This window comes from Gammaproteobacteria bacterium, from assembly GCA_037388465.1.
GTDB lineage: Bacteria > Pseudomonadota > Gammaproteobacteria > SpSt-1174 > SpSt-1174 > JARRKE01.
The window spans coordinates 22516-41475 of the sequence record JARRKE010000008.1; the positions used below are offsets into that span (position 1 = coordinate 22516).

The 18960-nt window shown below is 60.4% G+C and carries 21 protein-coding genes; 15 read left to right on the top strand and 6 right to left on the bottom strand.

The annotated features are described in order from the left end of the window. Positions 1 to 55: 55 nt before the first annotated feature. From P8Y64_02955 to P8Y64_02970, 4 genes are read right to left on the bottom strand one after another with little or no spacing between them, the layout of a single operon-like run. Positions 56 to 361 (bottom strand): DUF167 family protein, encoded by a 306-nt coding sequence (locus P8Y64_02955; GenBank protein MEJ2059435.1) that lies wholly within the window; start codon positions 359 to 361, stop codon positions 56 to 58. Then, complete coding sequence (locus P8Y64_02960) at positions 358 to 954, bottom strand: YggT family protein (GenBank protein ID MEJ2059436.1); 597 nt, start codon at positions 952 to 954, stop codon at positions 358 to 360. The genes P8Y64_02955 and P8Y64_02960 overlap by 4 nt, the downstream gene beginning before the upstream one ends. Next, a complete protein-coding gene (gene proC / locus P8Y64_02965; GenBank protein ID MEJ2059437.1) occupies positions 951 to 1778 on the bottom strand; it encodes a pyrroline-5-carboxylate reductase in 828 nt (275 codons plus the stop codon). Before proC ends, P8Y64_02960 begins: the two co-directional genes overlap by 4 nt. Positions 1779 to 1831: 53 nt before the next feature. After that, positions 1832 to 2500, bottom strand: coding sequence for a YggS family pyridoxal phosphate-dependent enzyme (locus tag P8Y64_02970; protein MEJ2059438.1), 669 nt, complete (start codon positions 2498 to 2500; stop codon positions 1832 to 1834). A gap of 148 nt (positions 2501 to 2648) precedes the next feature. Between P8Y64_02970 and P8Y64_02975 the strand changes: the two genes are divergently transcribed. The 3 genes from P8Y64_02975 to P8Y64_02985 are packed head-to-tail and all read left to right on the top strand — an operon-like array spanning position 2649 to position 6174. Continuing rightward, complete coding sequence (locus P8Y64_02975) at positions 2649 to 3683, top strand: type IV pilus twitching motility protein PilT (protein MEJ2059439.1); 1035 nt, start codon at positions 2649 to 2651, stop codon at positions 3681 to 3683. Positions 3684 to 3710: 27 nt separating this feature from the next. Further along, entirely contained in the window at positions 3711 to 4883 is a 1173-nt protein-coding gene (locus P8Y64_02980) for a PilT/PilU family type 4a pilus ATPase (GenBank protein ID MEJ2059440.1), read from the top strand. A 49-nt stretch (positions 4884 to 4932) separates the two neighbouring features. Then, positions 4933 to 6174 (top strand): PilT/PilU family type 4a pilus ATPase, encoded by a 1242-nt coding sequence (locus P8Y64_02985; protein MEJ2059441.1) that lies wholly within the window; start codon positions 4933 to 4935, stop codon positions 6172 to 6174. Positions 6175 to 6233: 59 nt separating this feature from the next. Here the strand turns inward: P8Y64_02985 and plsY are convergent, their stop codons facing one another. Next, positions 6234 to 6830 (bottom strand): glycerol-3-phosphate 1-O-acyltransferase PlsY, encoded by a 597-nt coding sequence (plsY, locus tag P8Y64_02990; GenBank protein ID MEJ2059442.1) that lies wholly within the window; start codon positions 6828 to 6830, stop codon positions 6234 to 6236. Positions 6831 to 6879: 49 nt separating this feature from the next. Between plsY and bioH the strand changes: the two genes are divergently transcribed. The 7 genes from bioH (at position 6880) to P8Y64_03025 (ending at position 13680) form a co-directional block, all read left to right on the top strand. After that, positions 6880 to 7647, top strand: coding sequence for a pimeloyl-ACP methyl ester esterase BioH (bioH, locus tag P8Y64_02995; protein ID MEJ2059443.1), 768 nt, complete (start codon positions 6880 to 6882; stop codon positions 7645 to 7647). Position 7648: 1 nt separating this feature from the next. Then, positions 7649 to 8506 carry a malonyl-ACP O-methyltransferase BioC gene (gene bioC, locus P8Y64_03000; GenBank protein MEJ2059444.1) on the top strand — a complete coding sequence of 286 codons (858 nt, stop codon included), beginning with the start codon at positions 7649 to 7651 and terminating at the stop codon, positions 8504 to 8506. Between the two features lie 255 nt (positions 8507 to 8761). Beyond that, on the top strand, positions 8762 to 9253 hold the full coding sequence (locus P8Y64_03005; GenBank protein MEJ2059445.1) for a DUF2244 domain-containing protein: 492 nt from the start codon (positions 8762 to 8764) through the stop codon (positions 9251 to 9253). A 123-nt stretch (positions 9254 to 9376) separates the two neighbouring features. Next, positions 9377 to 10498, top strand: coding sequence for a cytochrome c oxidase subunit II (coxB, locus tag P8Y64_03010; protein MEJ2059446.1), 1122 nt, complete (start codon positions 9377 to 9379; stop codon positions 10496 to 10498). Continuing rightward, complete coding sequence (gene ctaD / locus P8Y64_03015; protein ID MEJ2059447.1) at positions 10495 to 12069, top strand: cytochrome c oxidase subunit I; 1575 nt, start codon at positions 10495 to 10497, stop codon at positions 12067 to 12069. The genes coxB and ctaD overlap by 4 nt, the downstream gene beginning before the upstream one ends. Positions 12070 to 12215: 146 nt before the next feature. Then, positions 12216 to 12740, top strand: a complete 525-nt coding sequence (locus tag P8Y64_03020) for a cytochrome c oxidase assembly protein (protein ID MEJ2059448.1) — start codon at positions 12216 to 12218, stop codon at positions 12738 to 12740. Between the two features lie 73 nt (positions 12741 to 12813). Further along, complete coding sequence (locus P8Y64_03025; GenBank protein MEJ2059449.1) at positions 12814 to 13680, top strand: cytochrome c oxidase subunit 3; 867 nt, start codon at positions 12814 to 12816, stop codon at positions 13678 to 13680. Between the two features lie 53 nt (positions 13681 to 13733). Here the strand turns inward: P8Y64_03025 and P8Y64_03030 are convergent, their stop codons facing one another. Further along, positions 13734 to 13949 carry a twin transmembrane helix small protein gene (locus P8Y64_03030; protein ID MEJ2059450.1) on the bottom strand — a complete coding sequence of 72 codons (216 nt, stop codon included), beginning with the start codon at positions 13947 to 13949 and terminating at the stop codon, positions 13734 to 13736. Positions 13950 to 14021: 72 nt separating this feature from the next. On the opposite strand from P8Y64_03030, the gene P8Y64_03035 reads away from it, so the two are divergent. The 5 genes from P8Y64_03035 to ccoN all read left to right on the top strand — a co-directional run bounded on the left by P8Y64_03035 (position 14022) and on the right by ccoN (position 18943). Beyond that, positions 14022 to 14759, top strand: coding sequence for an SURF1 family protein (locus P8Y64_03035; GenBank protein MEJ2059451.1), 738 nt, complete (start codon positions 14022 to 14024; stop codon positions 14757 to 14759). Between the two features lie 4 nt (positions 14760 to 14763). Continuing rightward, positions 14764 to 15360 carry a cytochrome oxidase assembly protein gene (locus P8Y64_03040; protein ID MEJ2059452.1) on the top strand — a complete coding sequence of 199 codons (597 nt, stop codon included), beginning with the start codon at positions 14764 to 14766 and terminating at the stop codon, positions 15358 to 15360. A gap of 5 nt (positions 15361 to 15365) precedes the next feature. Continuing rightward, positions 15366 to 16385 carry a COX15/CtaA family protein gene (locus P8Y64_03045; protein MEJ2059453.1) on the top strand — a complete coding sequence of 340 codons (1020 nt, stop codon included), beginning with the start codon at positions 15366 to 15368 and terminating at the stop codon, positions 16383 to 16385. Further along, the gene (cyoE, locus tag P8Y64_03050) at positions 16382 to 17308 is read left to right on the top strand and encodes a heme o synthase (GenBank protein ID MEJ2059454.1); all 927 of its coding nucleotides are present in this window, start codon (positions 16382 to 16384) and stop codon (positions 17306 to 17308) included. Before P8Y64_03045 ends, cyoE begins: the two co-directional genes overlap by 4 nt. Before the next feature lie 168 nt (positions 17309 to 17476). Then, positions 17477 to 18943: a cytochrome-c oxidase, cbb3-type subunit I gene (ccoN, locus tag P8Y64_03055; protein ID MEJ2059455.1), complete on the top strand. Its 1467-nt coding sequence runs from the start codon at positions 17477 to 17479 to the stop codon at positions 18941 to 18943. The last annotated feature ends 17 nt before the right edge of the window (positions 18944 to 18960 follow it).

The following is an 18960-nucleotide window of genomic DNA, read 5'->3' on the forward strand; positions in this document are numbered from 1 at the left end:
GGTGGGAATACGGAGGGCGAAAGAGTCTAAACAGGGGGCATGGAAGGCGCAACTGTCAGGACGTCGCGGGGCGTTGCAGGCCGAGTTCTTCGGGCAGCGAGCGGGGATTTTCGATACGCAGGCGTTTGGCGCGGGCGTGTTCTCCGCTGAGCAGCGTGATCTGGGCGCGGCGTACCCCGAAGCGGGCGGCCAGAAAACGGACCAGGGCCTCGTTGGCCTTGCCCTCCACCGGCGGTGCCTTGAGGTTGACCTTGACGGCCTCGCCCACGATCTCGGCGAAGCCTTCGCGTTTGGAGCGCGGTTGGGCGCGGACCTGGAGGATCAGGTCCGCGCCCTGCCATTGATAGAAATTCCCGCTCATCCGCCTGCGAGGCCGGAGATGATTCCCTGCATGGCGTGGTTGAGCACGATCTGCAGGATATAGAGCAGGATGATGGCCGCCATGGGCGAGAAGTCGATCATGCCCATCGGCGGCAGGATGTTGCGGATCGGCCGCAGCAGCGGTTCGGTGAGGCTGTACAGGAGCAGCGCCATCGGGTTGCCGTAGGCGCCGGGCGAGACCCAGCTCAACACGGCTTGAATGATGAGCGCGAAGATGTAGACGTTGATCAGCAGCCGGATGAGTTCGAACACGGCCATGAACAGCAGCAGCGGCAGGACGCTCATGGACTGCCCGAAGTTGCCGCCGCCGAGCATCAGCAACAGCGCCAGTTCGATGAGCTTGAGCAGCAACAGCAGGACGATGGCGCCGGTGTCGATGCGTCCGATGGAAGGGATCAGCCGGCGGAACGGCACCAGCACCGGATTGGTCGCGCGCACGATGAACTGCGACATGGGGTTGTAGAAGTCGGCGCGCACCAGGGCGAGCAGTACCCGCAGCATGACGATCACGATATAGATCGTGAACAGTGTGTGGACCAGAAAGGCCCCGATGTCCTGTCCCATGCCGGTCATGCGTCCACCCCCAGTTGTTCGGCAAGTTCTCTGGATCTGATCGCCGCGGCCTGGACGGCGCGCGCCATCAGTTCGCGCAGTCCGCCTTCCTCGAGTATGCCGATGGCGCGTTCGGTGGTGCCGCCCTTGGAGGTGACGCGGGCGCGCAGGTCGGCGGGCGTCTCCTCGCTTTCCAGCGCCAGGCGTGCGGCGCCCAGTGCGGTCTCCACGGTCAGCAGGCGGGCCTGCTCGCTGGTCAGGCCGAGCTCCTCGCCGGCCGCCTGCAGGGCCTCCATCACCAGGAAGAAATAGGCGGGTCCGCTGCCGGACAGGGCGGTAACGGCGTCGAGCTGTTCTTCGTCCTCGAACCAGACGATAAGCCCCACGGCGCGCAGGATGGTTTCGGCCAGGTCGCGTTGTGGAGGGGAGAGCCTCGTGTTGGCGAACAGGCCGGTCGCGCCGCTGCGCACCAGGGCTGGCGTGTTCGGCATCGCGCGGGCGATGGCCTGGCCGTCGCCCAGCCAGCGGTCGAGGTCGGGGGTGGTGATCCCGGCGGCGATGGAAATGACGAGCTTGTCCTTTTCCTTAAGCGCCGGCACCAGGGCGCGGGCCACGCTTTGCAGGATCTGCGGCTTGACGGCGAGCAGGACGACGTCGGCAGCGGCGACCGCCTCCCCGTTGTCTTCGTAGGTGGGGATGGCCGGCCATTGCTGGCGGATCTGGTCGCGCTGGGCGGCATCGGGGTCCGCCACGCAGAGGTCGCCGGGGGACCAGCCGTCGGCAAGCAGGCCGCCGATCAGGCTGCGCGCCATGTTGCCGGCGCCGATGAAACAGAGCTTGGACATGGATCGACCGTTGGTTGCGGAATATGGCTGGTTATTCTAACAGCCCGTACCGGTCAGGCGCTGTGCCGGTAGGCGCGTTCGCCGAAGACGGCGGTGCCGATGCGGATGATGGTGGCGCCCTCGGCGACGGCGGCCTGCCAGTCTCCCGACATGCCCATCGATAAGGTGTCGAGGTCGAAGCCCCGCCCGGTCAGATCCTCGAACAGGCCGCGCAGTCGCGCGAACTGACGGCGCTGGGCGTCGAAGTCCGTGCGGGGGGCCGGGATGGCCATCAGGCCGCGCAGTCGCAGCCGGGGCAGGGCGGCGACCGCCTCGGCGAGGGCCGGCAGTTCCCCGGGCGCGACGCCGGATTTGCTGGCCTCGCCGCTGACGTTGACCTGCAGGCAGACATCGAGCGGCGGACTTGCGGCCGGTCGCTGGTCGTCGAGCCGCTGGGCGATCTTGAGGCGGTCGATGCTGTGCACCCAGTCGGCCAGTTCGCTCACCATGCGGGTCTTGTTGGACTGCAGGGGTCCGATGAAATGCCAGCAGGGGGCGGCGTCGCGCAGGGCGTGCGCCTTGGTTTCGAATTCCTGGACGTAGTTTTCGCCGAAGTCCCGTTGTCCGCAGGCGATCGCTGCACGGACGATTTCGGCGGGAAAGGTCTTGCTCACCGCGAGCAGTTTGACGCTGCCCGGGGAGCGGCCGAAATGCTGTTCCGCCGCGCGGATTTCGGCCTCCAGACGCGCGAGACGTTCACAAAGGGGTGACACGGTGCTGTGCTATAGTTTGCTTTCCCTACGATTGAAGACATTATATAACCCATTGGTCGTCGACACGTTACCCCAACGTCACGGTCCAAACTCAGATTAAGTATGCAAAGGATGTCAGATGGATATCGCTCAGCTGCTTGCATTCGGTGTTAAGAACGGCGCTTCCGACCTTCACCTGTCGGCCGGCCTGCCGCCCATGATTCGTGTCGACGGCGACATTCGCCGGATCAATGTCCCGCCGATGGAGCACAAGGACGTTCATGACATGGTGTACGACATCATGAACGACAAGCAGCGCAAGGACTTCGAAGAATTCTTCGAGACCGACTTCTCGTTCGAGATCCCGGGCCTGGCGCGTTTTCGTGTCAACGCCTTCAACCAGAACCGCGGCGCGGGGGCGGTGTTCCGCACCATTCCCACCAAGATCCTCACCCTGGAGGACCTGGGCTGTCCGGAGAGCTTCAAGGACATCTCGGAATATCCGCGCGGCATCGTGCTGGTGACCGGGCCGACCGGTTCCGGTAAGTCGACCACCCTGGCCGCGATGATCAATCACAAGAACGAGACGGAATACGGTCACATCCTCACCATCGAGGACCCGATCGAATTCGTGCACGAAAGTAAAAAATGTCTGGTCAACCAGCGTGAAGTGCATCGCGACACACTCGGCTTCAACGAGGCGCTGCGTTCCGCGCTGCGTGAAGATCCCGACACCGTGCTGGTCGGTGAAATGCGCGACCTGGAGACCATTCGCCTGGCGCTGACCGCTGCGGAAACCGGGCACTTGGTGTTCGGCACCCTGCACACCAGTTCGGCGGCCAAGACCATCGACCGTGTGGTCGACGTCTTCCCGGCCGCGGAGAAGGACATGGTGCGCGCGATGCTGTCGGAGTCGCTGCGGGCGGTTATCTCGCAAACCCTGCTCAAGAAGATCGGCGGCGGACGCGTGGCGGCCCACGAGATCATGATCGGTACCCCCGCCATCCGTAACCTGATTCGAGAGAACAAGATCGCCCAGATGTACTCTGCCATTCAGACCGGCCACAACCTCGGCATGCAGACGCTGGATCAGAGCCTCAAGGACCTCGTGCAACGCGGCGTGGTCGGCAAGGAAGAGGCGCGGCGCAAGATGGCGAACCCCGACTCCGTGTAGTCGGCCATATAGCGGGAGGATCGAATTATGGAGCGCGATAAGGCCATACGGTTCATGCATGATCTGCTCAAGACCATGCTCAGCAAGAACGGCTCCGATCTGTTCATTACCGTGGGGGCGCCGCCTTCCATGAAAATCGACGGGCGTATGACGCCCATCACCAACCAGCCGCTTTCCCCCTCCCATACCCAGGCATTGGTGCGGTCGATCATGAACGACAAGCAGGCGGGGGAGTACGAACGCACCCAGGAATGCAACTTCGCCATCAGCCTGCCGGGTGTGGCCCGGTTCCGCGTCAATGCCTTCGTGCAGCGCGGCACCTCGGGCATGGTGTTGCGCACCATCAATTCCGATATCCCCAAGTTCGAAGAGCTGCATCTGCCCCGCATCCTCGAAGATATCGCCATGACTAAGCGTGGCATGGTCATCTTCGTCGGCGGTACCGGTTCGGGTAAGTCGACCTCGCTGGCGGCGATGGTCGGTTACCGTAACGAGAACAGTTACGGACACATCGTGACGATCGAGGATCCGATCGAATACGTCCATGCTCACCGCAACTGCATCGTGACCCAGCGCGAGGTCGGTGTGGACACCGATTCCTACGACGTGGCGCTCAAGAACACCCTGCGCCAGGCGCCGGACGTCATTCTGATGGGCGAGATTCGCGACCGCGAGACCATGGATTACGCCGTGGCATTCGCCGAGACCGGGCATTTGTGTCTGTCCACCCTGCATGCCAACAGCACCAACCAGGCGCTGGACCGCATCATCAACTTTTTCCCCGAGGAGCGCCGCCCGCAGCTGCTGATGGATCTCTCCCTGAATCTCAAGGCAGTCGTCTCGCAGCGCCTCATCCTCAAGGCCGACGGCAAGGGGCGTATCCCGGCGGTGGAGGTCATGATCAATACGCCGTTGATGTCGGACCTCATCTTCAAGGGCGAGGTGCACGAGATGAAATCGCTCATGGCCAAGTCCAACGAGCAGGGGATGATTACGTTCGACCAGTCGTTGTTCAACCTGTTCGAGACGGGCTACATTACCTACGAGGAGGCCTTGCGCAACGCCGACTCGGTCAACGACCTGCGCCTGCGCATCAAGCTCGAAAGCAAGGCGGCCAAGAAGCAGGACCTGCTCGACGAGGTGGGTGGACTGGAGATCGAGCAGAATCAGGAGGAAGGCAGTACGATGATGCGGCGCTGATCATCATCGCTGGGGCATAAACATATAACAACGACGGCAGACTGAAGTCATGAATATCGAACCCTATCTCCGGTTGATGGCGCAAAAGGGGGCCTCCGACCTGTTCTTCACCACGGGTGCGCCTATCAGCATGAAGGTGCAGGGCGTGATGAAACCGGTGAGCCGCACACCGCTTGAGCCGGGGCTGACCAAGCGCATCGCCTACGCCATGCTGGACGAGGAGAAGCGCCACCTGTTCGATATCGACAAGGAGATGAACCTGGGCGTGTCGCTCCAGGGCGTCGGCCGCTATCGCGTCAATGTCTATCAGCAGCGTGGTGAGATATCGATCGTCATCCGCTACATCAAGTCCCAGATTCCCTCGCTGGAAGAGCTGCACCTGCCGCCGGTGCTGAAGGATCTGGTGATGAGCAATACCGGTCTGATCATGATCGTCGGCGCCACCGGTTCCGGTAAGTCGACCTCCATGGCGGCCATGATTGATTACCGCAGCATGAATCAGGCGGGTCATATCCTCACGGTTGAGGACCCCATCGAATACGTGTTCTCGCACAAGAAGTCGATTGTGGGGCAGCGCGAGGTCGGCATCGACACCCTGAATTATGCCAACGCCCTGCGTGAGGCCATGCGTCAGGCGCCGAACCTGATCATGATCGGTGAGGTGCGCGACCGCCACACCATGGAGGCGGCGATCGGTTTCGCGGACACCGGTCATCTGGCCATGTCGACACTGCATGCCGTCAACGCCAACCAGGCGTTGGATCGCATCATCAACATGTTCCCTCCCGAGGCCAAGAATCAGATCCTCATGGATCTGTCGATGAACCTGAAGGGGATTGTTTCGCAACGTCTGGTCGTGACCAAAGATGGCACGCGCATCCCCGCGGTCGAGGTGTTGATTAACACGCCTTATATCACTGAGCTGATCCGCAAGGGGGAGATCGGCGGTATCAAGGAGATCATGGAAAAGGGCGGTGCGGTCGGCATGCAGACCTTCGACCAGTCCCTGTTCGAGCTTTACAAGACTGGCCAGATCACCCTGCAGGAGGCCCTCAACAGCGCCGATTCGCGTGGTGACCTGGAATGGAAGATCAACTTCGGCGGCGGGCTCAAGGCCCTTAATAAAGGGGCTGACAGTCTCCAGTTCCCGAGCGACGTCATTGATCAGCCCAGCGGCGCTTCAGCAGATCCCGAAGAAGCCGAGGACGACGACGAAGACGAGGATAATGATTCCGGGGCGGTCGATGACCTCAAGCCGCTGTCGGAGACGATGCGCGACGACGAGGACTGAGCTGTCCTCGAAACGCCGGCGGTGAAAACCGCTCCGCAGATTCCCGCATGGAATATCGGTCAGGCGCGCGTGTTGGAGCGTGGCTCTTCCCCTTTGATCAGGTTGCGGATGTTGCTGCGATGTCGCCAGTAGATCAGGACGGCCATCAGCGCCACCGCGCCGACCAGCCAGGGTGAGCCCAGCAGCCAATAGGCGAGGAAGGGGGCGGCCAGCGACGCGGTCAGCGCGGAAAGCGACGAGATACGCGAAACGGCGAACGCCACCAGCCAGCATCCCACCACCGCCAGCCCCAGCCAGCCACTGATGCCCAGCAGGACACCGATCGCCGTAGCGACCCCCTTGCCGCCCTTGAAGCCGAAATACAGGGGGTAGAGGTGGCCGAGAAATGCGGCCAGCGCCGTGGCGGCGAGCACCTGATCCGTCACATGCAGCCAGTGGCCGGCCAGCACCGGGAGCAGGCCCTTGATCATATCCCCCAGTAACGTGATGATAGCGGCCTTTTTTCCGCCGGTGCGCAGCACGTTGGTCGCTCCGGGGTTGCCCGATCCTGTGGTGCGCGGATCGCGCAGGCCGAGCAGGCGGCAGGTGATGATCGCCGTGGAGATCGAACCGATCAGGTAGGCGGCGAGCGGCAAAATCAGGCTGGTTGCTGTCATGAGACCTTCGGCATGTATCGCGAGGGGCGGATGATAACCGACTCATTGTGTGAAAACTAAACAGGAACAAACCGGCCGGCCACGTTTGGTGTTGCTGCACGGCTGGGGCATGAACGCCCGGGTCTGGGATGCGGTGCTGCCCGGCTTGTCGTCCTTTGCCGATGTGTCGGCGCCGGATCTGCCCGGACACGGCGGGAACCCCGTCGCGCTGAAAGACCTGCCCGGGGTGCTGGATTATCTCCGTGACGAGATGGACGCCGGCCCGGCCGTCTGGGTCGGCTGGTCGCTGGGCGGGCTGTTGGCTCAGGCCTTCGCGGCCCGTTATCCCGGGCGGGTCCGTCATCTGGTGCTGGTCGCGGCGCAGCCGCGTTTCGTGCAGGCCCGTGACTGGCCGCAGGCCATGGATTCGCAGGTGCTGAATGCCTTTGCCGGCGATCTGGCCGGTGATTTTCGCAAAACGCTCAAGCGCTTTCTTGCGCTGCAGTTTCACGGTGTCGAGGGTGCTCAGACCACGGTGCGGTCCCTGACGCATCAATTGTTCGAGCTTCCCCCTCAACCTGAGGCGCTTTCCGTGGGGTTGACCATGCTGCGTGATCTCGATTTGCGTGAGCGGCTGCGGTCGCTCGCCTGTCCGGTGGACCTCATCCTGGGCGAGTATGACCGGCTGGTGCCCGTGGATTGCGCCGGGCCCGTGACCGCGCTGGCCCCGGGGCGGATCCGTGCCCATGTGGTGGCGCGGGCAGGGCATGCCCCGTTCCTGACGCATCCGGATCTGTTCAGCGCCTGGTTGCGTTGCATCGTGGAGGCGTCGGACTGAGATGAGCGGTTTCGACATCGACATCGGTCGCCTGCGCGAGGCATTCGATCAGGCCGCGTCCAGTTACGATGACCATGCGGTGCTGCAGCACGAGGTCGGCGACCGCATGCTGGAACGGCTGGATTATGTGCGCCTGAATCCGCAGCTGATTCTGGATGTGGGTTGCGGGACAGGGCGGGGCAGCGAGGCCCTGCTGAAACGCTATGCCGGCAGTCGTGTGGTCGGTCTGGATCTCTCGCCCGGCATGCTGGGGCACGCGCGGCGTCGCGGCCGCTGGCGGCGCCGACCGGCTGTGGTCTGCGGCGATGTAAGGCAGCTGCCGGTCGGGGCGGAACGGGTCGATCTGATTTATTCGAATCTCACCCTGCAATGGTGTTGCGCCGACCTCGACCGGGTCCTGGCCGAGTTCAGGCGCGTGCTGCGCCGCCGGGGCTTGTTGATGTTCACCTCCTTCGGGCCCGATACGCTCAAGGAGCTGCGCGCCAGCTGGGGGCGGGTGGACGGCAGGCCGCACGTCAACGATTTTCTCGACATGCACGACATCGGGGATGCGCTGCTGCGCAGCGGATTCGCCGATCCGGTCATGGATATGGAAATGTTGACCGTCACCTACGCGGATCCACTGGACCTGATGCGTGACCTGAAGCGTATCGGGGCGGTAAACGTCAATGCCGGACGGCAGCGAGGCCTCATGGGGCGGGAGCATCTGCGCGCCGTATGCGAGGCCTACGAGGCCTTTCGTCTGCCTGACGGTCGCTACCCGGCCACCTATGAGGTGATTTACGGACAGGCCTGGGTACCCGATGCGCCGCCGCCGATGCAGATGTCCCCCGGCGTGATTCCGATTATTCAAAAATAATCTTTAATCAATCGTAAAGACATAAAAAAGGCGCCTTAATGGCGCCTTTTTTATGTCTTTAATAAATAGTTGATAGATTTGCTAACTGCTTGAAATAAATAATTCTTTTGGAGGTTAATAGTGAAAATATTAGAAAATTATTAATCAATTCATAGGTTATCGAGTTATTGCTCATATAAAAACTAAATATGCTTGTGCGCGTTTGACCCATCAGGTAGCATCGGGCTCATAACTATTCCGTTCCCGTGGGCTGCCATGACTGAAACGGAGATGTCTCGACCAATCGATCGCACCCTGTTTGTGGTGGAACCGAACCATTCGCTTTCCGGCGTAGGGATATGTCGGTTCTACATGGGCATGTGCGGGGTGTCCGTGTTGGTATCGGGTGCGCTTGCCGGTCTGGGCTTCTGGCCTGTTATCCCCTTCGCAGGCCTGAACATGATGGGGCTCGGGCTCGCACTTTATTTCTGCCATCGGCGCGCAGAGCACAAAGAGGTTATCCGCGTTGATGGTGACGTGATCCGGGTGGAGGCCGGTCACGGCTGCATAGAACACCGATGCTGCTTTGAGAGGGCGTGGACCCGGGTCGTTTTGCTGGCGCCCGAGCTGCGCGGCTACCCGACCCGCCTGCTACTGAGATCCAGGGGGTGGGAGGTGGAGGTCGGTTCCTGCCTGAATGACGACGAGCGCAAAAAGCTCGCGGGTCGTCTCGAAACGATTTTTTCCCATACCACCGCGGCAATTTAGAAAAGCAACAGAAATTAGGAGGGGATGATGAGCAAAACATGCAAGCGGCGATGGCAGGCCTGCCTGTCCGGGGCTGCCCTCCTGGCAAGCACGGGCCAGGCGCTGGCGGATTACGAGCTCAACATGCATCGCGGCGTGACGCCGATCAGCCACGATGTCTATCACCTGCACATGCTGATCTTCTTCATCTGCGTGATCATCGGCTTCGGCGTATTCGCCGTGATGTTCTATTCGATTTACAAGCACCGCAAGTCGAAAGGTCACGAGGCCGCTCAATTCCATGAAAACACGGCGGTAGAATTCGCATGGACCATCATCCCGTTCCTGATCCTGGTGGGCATGGCGGTGCCGGCGGCGAAAACGCTGGTCAATATGTACGACGACAGCGATCCCGCGCTGACGATCAAGGTCACCGGTTATCAGTGGAAGTGGCGCTATACCTACCTGGACAGCGGCATCGATTTCTTTAGCAACCTGTCCACCCCCGCCGCTGAAATCGAAAACAAGGCACCCAAGGACAAGCATTACCTGCTCGAGGTCGACCATCCCGTGGTCGTGCCGGTCAACAAGAAGATTCGGTTCCTGATCACCTCGAACGACGTGATCCATTCGTGGTGGGTGCCGTACTTCGGCATGAAAATGGATGCCATTCCCGGTTTCGTTAACGAGATGTGGGCGAAGATCGACAAGCCCGGCACCTATCGCGGTCAATGCGCCGAGCTGTGCGGGCGCGGGCATGCCTTCATGCCCATCGTCGTCAAGGCGGTGTCCGATTCCGATTACCAGGCCTGGGTGTCCGCGCAGGAGGCCCAGATGAAAAAGGCTGCCTCGGCGTCCGACAAGGACCTCGGCAAGACACAGCTGATGGCCATGGGCAAGAAGAACTATGACCAGCATTGCGCCGCCTGCCATCAGGCCAACGGCGCGGGCGTGCCGGGCACCTTCCCGCCGATGGTGCAGGGACATGCCTTCAACGCTTCGCCGGCTATGACCAAACATCTCAAGGAGTACGGGTTCCTGGATGCCAGCAACAAGATCGTCATGGGTCCGGTCAAGAACCATATTCACATCGTCCTGAATGGCGTGCCGGGTACGGCGATGCCCCCCTGGGGTCCGCAGCTCTCCGACGTGGATATCGCATCGATCATTACCTATGAGCGGAATGCGTGGGGGAACGATACCGGTGACGTGGTTCAACCCAAACAGATCAAGGCTGCACGTCAGATTAAGGAGGCCAAGAAATGAGCGCTGTCATAGCAGAAGAGGCACATCACGCCGAGCATCCCAGCGGCATTTTGCGCTGGCTGTTTACGACCAATCACAAGGATATTGGCACCCTTTACCTGTGGTTCGCGCTGATCATGTTCTTTATCGGCGGGACCATGGCGCTGGTCATTCGGGCCGAGTTGTTCGAGCCGGGTTTGCAGATCGTCGACCCGCAGTTCTTCAATTCGATGACCACCATGCACGCTCTGGCGATGATCTTCGGGGTGGTCATGCCCGCCTTCACCGGGCTGGCGAACTGGATGGTGCCGATGATGGTCGGTGCGCCGGACATGGCGTTGCCACGTATGAACAACTGGAGCTTCTGGATCCTGCCGTTCGCGTTCGTCATGCTCATCTCGACCCTACTGATGCCGGGTGGTGCGCCTGCGGCGGGCTGGACCATGTATCCGCCGCTGGTGCTGCAAACCGGTGACGCCTTCCCGTTCATGGTGTTCGCGATCCATCTGATGGGGCTGTCGTCCATCATGGGGTCGATCAACATCATCGCTACTATCCTGAACATGCGTGCACCGGGCATGTCGTTGATGAAAATGCCCCTGTTCGTGTGGACCTGGCTGATCACGGCGTACCTGCTGATCGCCACCATGCCGGTGCTCGCGGGCGCGGTGACCATGCTGCTGACCGACAAGTTCTTCGGCACCAGCTTCTTTTCCGCGGCCGGTGGTGGGGACCCGGTGATGTATCAGCACATCTTCTGGTTCTTCGGCCATCCCGAGGTATATATCCTGATCCTGCCGGCGTTCGGCATCATTTCCACCATCCTGCCGACGTTCGCGCGCAAGCCGCTGTTCGGCTACAGCTCGATGGTGTACGCCACGGCATCCATCGCTTTCCTGTCCTTTATCGTGTGGGCGCACCACATGTTCACCGTGGGCATGCCGTTGGCGGGCGAGATGTTCTTCATGTTCAGCACCATGCTGATCGCGGTGCCGACGGGCGTGAAGGTGTTCAACTGGGTTGCGACCATGTGGCGCGGCTCGATGACCTTCGAGACACCGATGCTGTTCGCCATCGGGTTCGTGGTGATGTTCACCATGGGCGGTTTGTCGGGGCTGATGCTGGCGATGTCGCCGGCCGACTTCCAGTATCAGGACACCTATTTCGTGGTGGCGCATTTCCACTACGTACTGGTGCCCGGGGCGGTGTTTTCCATTATCGCGGCGGTGTACTACTGGCTGCCCAAATGGACCGGCCACATGTACAACGAAAGTCTGGGTAAATGGCATTTCTGGCTTTCGACCATTTTCGTGAACGTCACCTTTTTCCCCATGCACTTCCTGGGGCTGGCCGGCATGCCGCGGCGTATTCCGGACTATGCCCTGCAGTTCGCCGGATTCAACGAGATCGCGACCATCGGTGCCTTCGGCTTCGGTTTGTCGCAACTGTTGTTCCTGTATCTCGTGGTCCAGACCATCCGGCAGGGGAAGAAGGCGACGAATCAGGTTTGGGAGGGAGCGCATGGCCTCGAGTGGACGGTGCCTTCGCCGGCGCCCTACCACACCTTTGCGGTGGCGCCCGAGGTCAAGTGAGCCGATGCGGGCGCACCGAGGTGCGCCCGCATATTTACGGAGATTGTACGGTTGAACCAAAAGGCAAGGATCAGACTGACGGTTGCGATACTGTTTCTGGTGGCGCTGTTCTTCTATGTGGCCTTCATATATTCCGTGGCGCATAAATGAAAACCATCAGCAAAAAAACCGCGTTCCTGCATGCCGCTATCGTGATCGGCATGTTCGGCTTCGGGTTTGCACTGGTTCCGCTGTACAGCGTGTTTTGCAAGGTGACGGGCCTGAATGGAAAGACCGGGCGGGTGGAGGCGGTGGAAACCGCGCAGATGGTCGCCGATACGACGCGTCTGATCACGGTCGAGTTCGTGACCACGCTGAACCGGGAGATGCCATGGGATTTTCGCCCGGATGTGCCCACGATGCAGGTGCATCCCGGAAAGATTTATTCGACCCGGTTTTATGCACACAACCGGACAGGCAGGGAAGTGATCGGCCAGGCCGTGCCAAGCGTATCGCCGGGTCTGGCGGCGGAATACTTCAACAAAACTGACTGCTTCTGCTTTTCGCGGCAGATGTTCAAGCCGGGTGAAGGGCGTTACATGCCGGTGAGCTTCGTGATCGACCCGAACATTCCGAAAAATGTGCGCAGGGTTTCGCTTTCGTACACATTTTTCGACGTGACGGATACATAGCGAAAAGGCGTCCCGCGGGGCGTGGCGAGGTTGGCGGGTTTTGTAGGAAATTTGAATCGGAGGGGTTATGGCAATGTCGGAAACACATACTGGCTATTATCTGCCGCATCATGCGCATTGGCCGATTCTCGGTTCGATCGGTCTGACCTGTCTGTTGGGGGGATTTGCGCTGTTCCTGAATGGCGTCGATGCCGCGCACTACATCATGATCGTGGGTGGGGTATGCATCATCGCCATGATGTTCGGGTGGTTCGGTGAAGTCATCAAGGAAAGTCAACAAGGGGCGTACAACGATCAGGTCGATGTCTCGTTTCGATGGGGCATGTTCTGGTTCATCTTTTCCGAGGTGATGTTCTTCGGCGCCTTTTTCGGCGCTCTGTTCTATACGCGTATCTACTCGATCCCGTGGCTGGGCGGCGAGGGTTACGGCCACCTGACCAAGGAGCTCCTGTGGCCATCGTACAGCTCGGCGTGGCCAAGCAACGGACCCGCCGCGGTGGGTGGGCAGTACACGCCCATGGAGGCCTGGGGCATTCCTGCGATCAATACCCTGATCCTGCTTACCTCCGGTGCCACCATCACCTGGGCGCATTGGGGGTTGAAGGAGAACAAAAGAAAGGTGCTCGCACTGGGTCTGTTCGTGACGGTGGCGCTGGGTATTTCCTTCCTTATTCTGCAGGCCTATGAGTACACGCACGCCTATGAAAAGCTCAATCTGACGCTGCATACCGGTATCTACGGCTCGACCTTTTTCATGTTGACCGGATTCCACGGTCTGCATGTCACCATCGGGGCCATCATGCTGACGGTCATGCTGGTGCGCGTGCTGCGCGGGCACTTTACGCCCAAGCATCATTTCGCGTTCGAAGCCGCTTCCTGGTACTGGCACTTCGTGGACGTCGTCTGGCTGCTGCTGTTTATTTTCGTCTACTGGATGTAACTAAAAAACGAGGCGCCGATATTCGGCGCCTCGCGGTTTTTGTCGGGCCTGAGTTACTGGGGAGGGATTATTCCGTGCGGGTGAATCAGGCCGGTGAAATATCCAATAATCAGCAGCAGGAACGCAATAAACGAAAGCGTGATTCGCACTGTCAGGGCCTTGACGGTGCGTGTGCCGGTGCCGCGGTCCTTGATCAGGTACACGATTGCGGAACCCAGGCTGCCGATGATGACCAGCAAAAGAAAGATGACGATGATTTTTATGAGCATGGAGTATCCCTTGTCAGCGATGTGCGTCTTCAAGTATAGGTCAGTTGAATTTTACGATTGCTGATTGTTTCGATGCGCCTTGGCCGATACGAATTCAGACCCAAACTCTATATCACGGTGCTGACATTGATCTTCATGTCGTTGTTCATTCTGCTGGGTATGTGGCAGTTATCGAGAGCGCAGGAAAAAGAGGCCATCATCCACACATGGCAGCAGCGCAAGACCCAGCCGGCATCGGAGCTCGATTGGAATCATGTACAGAATCCGGGCGGCCAGCGTTTTCGTCATGTGCGAATCGATGGGCGTTGGGTGCCGGACAGGCAATTTTTACTCGACAACCAAATAAACGAGGGCAGACCCGGTTATCAGGTCATCACCCCGTTGGCGGTTTCCGGCCGCAAGCCCTGGTTGCTGGTGGATCGCGGTTGGGTTCCTCTGGGTGGCAGTAGAAAGCGGCTGCCCGACGTTGGTTTGCGGCCCGCTGAGCAGGCCGTCGTCGGCACAGTCTATGTGCCATTCGGGCGCGGATTCCATCTGGGCGGTATGGATGACGGGCAGCACGGCTGGCCACGGGTGATCCAGTTTCTCGATTTCAAGAATATGGCGCAGCGCCTGGGGCATCCCGTTTTGCCGTTGATCATCCGGATGGATGCCGGTCAGCCGCAAGGCTATGTGCGCGAGTGGCAGCCGGTGGCGTTCACCCCCGCGCGGCACATCGGATATGCCGTGCAGTGGTTCGCCATGGCGCTGATACTCGTACTGATTTATTTGTTCAGGAATCTCCGGCAGGCAGATGATGGCGGACGTTAATCCCATGCAGAATGACCGGCGCCTGCGCGGGCGGTTGATGTTGATCTTTCTCGTCGTGCTGTTTTTCGCGCCGCTTTTTCTGGCGACGTATCTCTATCAATACCACCGTGACTGGTTCGTCGGCTCGCACACCAACGTGGGAGTCCTGTATCAGCCCGTGCAGACCCTGCATGAGTTTCATATGCAGAACCTCCAGGGTGAACGGGTCGCGTTCAGCGATTGGCGCGGCCGCTGGGCGCTGCTGATGCTTGTCGACGGATCCTGCGATCTGGCGTGCCGGGCCTCGCTCTACAAGATGCGGCAGGTGCGGCTTGCGCTAAGCCACGATGCGGACAGGGTTCAGCGTTTCCTGTTGCTGGAAGGCAAGCACGATGCCGGAACCATGGCGTTGATGCGTAACGAGTATCCGGGCATGCCGGTCGTCGAACCGCGGCAGGACGGCTGGTCCGATGCACGTGCACAGTTTGGCGAGCATCCGGCGGGGACCGTGTATCTGGTCGACCCGCACGGGAATCTGGTGTTGCGTTATCCGCCCGAGGCGCCGGCGAAAGGCATGCTCAAGGATCTCAAGCGGTTGCTGAAAATTTCCAATATCGGCTGAGGATTATGGATCGCTACCTACTGTTTTGCCGTCTCGCCGGGGTGGCCACCGTTTTCGCGCTGGTGGTGGTCATGCTGGGTGCCTATGTGCGCTTGTCGAATGCCGGGCTGGGGTGCCCGGACTGGCCGGGCTGCTATGGGCACCTGACGGTACCTGAAAGCACGCATGCCATGTCCCAGGCCACCAAAACCTATCCGGGGCGTCCGGTCGAGCCGGCCAAGGCGTGGAAGGAAATGGTGCATCGCTATTTCGCCGGCACGCTGGGGCTGATAATTGCCGCACTGCTGTTCATCTCCCTCACACTGCGGCGGGTCAATGCCGCTGGCCGCTATCTGCCGATGGCGTTGGTCGTGCTGGTGATTTTTCAGGCCCTGCTCGGCATGTGGACGGTCACCCTGTTGTTGAAGCCGCTGATCGTCATGGGGCATCTGCTCGGCGGCTTCGCCACCCTGGCGCTGTTGTGGTGGCTGTTTTTGTCGCAGCGCTTTCCCGATCTGCGGGCATCGCTGCGCGCGGTGCGCATGCGTACCTGGGTATTGCTGGGGCTCGTGATCCTGATCGCGCAGATCGCGCTCGGCGGCTGGACCAGTTCGAACTATGCGGCACTGGCCTGTACCGATTTCCCTACCTGTCAGGGGCAGTGGTGGCCGCATATGGATTTTCGCGATGCCTTCGTCCTGTGGCGCGGTATCGGCATTAATTATGAGTACGGCGTGCTGACCAATCCCGCGCGCACGGCCATCCACGTGACGCACCGGATCGGTGCCCTGATCACCATCACCTATCTCGCCTTGCTGGCCCTGCGTTGCGTGATCTTTACGCGCGGCTGGACGTTCGTGGCGGGCTGGGCCGTGCTGGTGCTGGTGATCACCCAATTTTCATTGGGGGTGTCGAACGTGGTGTTTCATCTGCCGCTGCCGGTCGCGGTGGCACATAACGGGACTGCGGCACTGCTGCTGCTGTCGGTGTTGGCGCTGCTGTATGGCGTGACCAGGCCGGCTGAAGAGAAGGGGGGCGAGTCATGAATACTTTGCGTGTGGCATGGAATCCAACCGGCCTGTTGGCGCGCTGCCAGGCCTATTATGAGTTGTGCAAGCCCAGGGTGGTGGGGTTGATGGTCTTCACCTCATGGGTGGGCATGCTGCTCGCCGAGCCTGGCCACACGCCGTGGGCGGCCCTGATCTACGGCACGATCGGCATCGCGTTGATGGCGGGTTCCGCTGCGGCGCTCAACCATGTGGTGGATCGCCGCATCGATGCCGAGATGCGACGTACCCAGAACCGGCCGATTCCCAAGGGATATCTGAATGCGACCCGTTGTCTGGTATTCGCGGCCCTGATCGGCGGTGTGGGGCTGGCGATCCTGATCACGCGCGTGAACCTGCTCACCGCCGGGCTGACCTTTCTCGCGCTGATCGGCTATGCCGTGATCTATACCCTTTATCTGAAGCGGGCCACGCCGCAGAACATCGTCATCGGCGGGCTGGCCGGTGCGATGCCGCCGCTGCTCGGCTGGACCGCGGTGACGGGGCACGTGGCGGCCTATCCGCTGATTCTGGTGCTGATCATCTTTGCCTGGACCCCCCCGCACTTCTGGGCGCTGGCCCTGTATCGCAAGGAGGAGTATGCCAAGGTGGGGGTGCCGATGCTGCCGGTTACCCACGGCGAGGCATTTACCCGACTCCAGGTAGTGCTTTACACGTGGCTATTGGCCGCTATCACCCTGCTGCCCTTCCTACTGGGCGGAAACGGCGTGGTCTATCTCGCCGGAGTGGCGATTCTGAACGCCGTTTTCCTGTTTCATGCGCACCGCCTGTACCGCACCGGCGCACGTGAGCACTCGATAAAGATGTTCGTTTTTTCAATCGCTTATCTGATGCTGCTGTTCGCCCTGTTGCTGTTCGACCGTTACCTGCCGCTGTTTCTCCAGCAGTTGAACTCGCATTGAGTTCCCCGCGCGCCCTCCGGCGCGGCGCGGGTGTGTGTTTTGCCCCATCTGAGTGCGAAATCCCCCGGATTCGGCCAATCTGAATTTTGCATGGGTTCGGAATTGCTGTATCCTTCGCGGGCTTTATCCGCTGACAGCTACGAATTTTTATCATCAGAGGGTATGAAGATGGCGCATACCGCGATCGGTTCAAGCGAACAGTACAACTACGATATCGTACGAAAGTTCGCCATTATGGCCGTTATTTGGGCCATAATCGGCATGTCCGTTGGGGTGTGGATCGCGTCCGAGTTGGCGTGGCCCTTCCACATCAACATGAACATGGACATCCCCTACATCACGTTCGGGCGCTTGCGTCCTGTTCACACCAGTGCGGTGTTGTTCGGGTTTGCGGCTAACGCCCTGTTTGCCACCTCGTTCTATGTGGTACAGCGCACCTGCCAGGCCCGCCTGTACAGCAGCGACCTGCTGGCCAAGATCATCCTGTACGGATGGAACATCACGGTTGCTCTGGGCGTGATCAGCTACATGCTGGGCTACACCCAGTCGCGCGAGTACGCCGAGTTCGAATGGCCCTTTGACATCGCGATCGCGGTGCTCTGGATCTTCTATTTCTGGATCTATGTCCAGACCCTGCGCCGCCGTTCCCAGCCGCACATCTACGTGGCCAACTGGTTCTACATGGGCTACATCCTGGCGGTGGGTATTCTTCATATTTTCAATAACTTGGCGGTCCCCGTCAGCATGCTGGAGATGAAGTCCTACTCGCTGTTCTCCGGCGTGCAGGACGCCATGACCCAGTGGTGGTACGGCCACAACATGGTGGGCTTCCTGCTCACCGCCGCCTTCCTGGGCATGATGTACTACTTCGTGCCCAAGCAGGCCGGCCGCCCGGTGTATTCCTATCGCCTGTCGATCGTCCACTTCTGGGCGCTGGTGTTCCTGTACATGTGGGTGGGCGCGCACCATCTGCACTGGACCGCGCTGCCCGACTGGACCTCGACCCTGGCCGCGACCTTCTCGATCCTGCTGCTGATGCCTTCCTGGGGCGGCATGATCAACGGCATCATGACCCTCTCGGGCGCCTGGGATAAGCTGCGCACCGACCCGATCATGCTGTTCCTGATCACCGGCCTGTCCTTCTACGGCATGTCCACCTTCGAAGGCCCGATGATGGCGCTGAAGAGCGTCAACGCCCTGTCGCACTACACCGACTGGACCATCGGCCACGTGCATTCCGGCGCCCTGGGCTGGGTGGCGATGATCACCTTCGGCTCCTTCTATCACATGGTGCCGCGTCTCTGGGACACCAAGCTGTACAGCAACCGTTTGGTCTACGTGCACTTCTTCCTGGCCACCATCGGCATCATCCTCTACATCGTCGCGATGTGGGTGGCCGGTATCGGTCAGGGCCTGATGCTGCGCGCCTTCGATCAGTACGGCAACCTGGCGTACACGTTCGTCGAATCCGTGGTGTTCCTGCACGTGCCTTACATCACGCGCATGATCGGCGGCATGTTCTTCCTCTCTGGTGCGATTGTCATGGCGTACAACTTCTATATGACGGTTGTGACCGCCAAGCGTGAGCAGGCGGCTATCGAGGCCAAGATCGCATCCAAGATGGCCAATGCCTGATCGAGCGGAGTAAAACA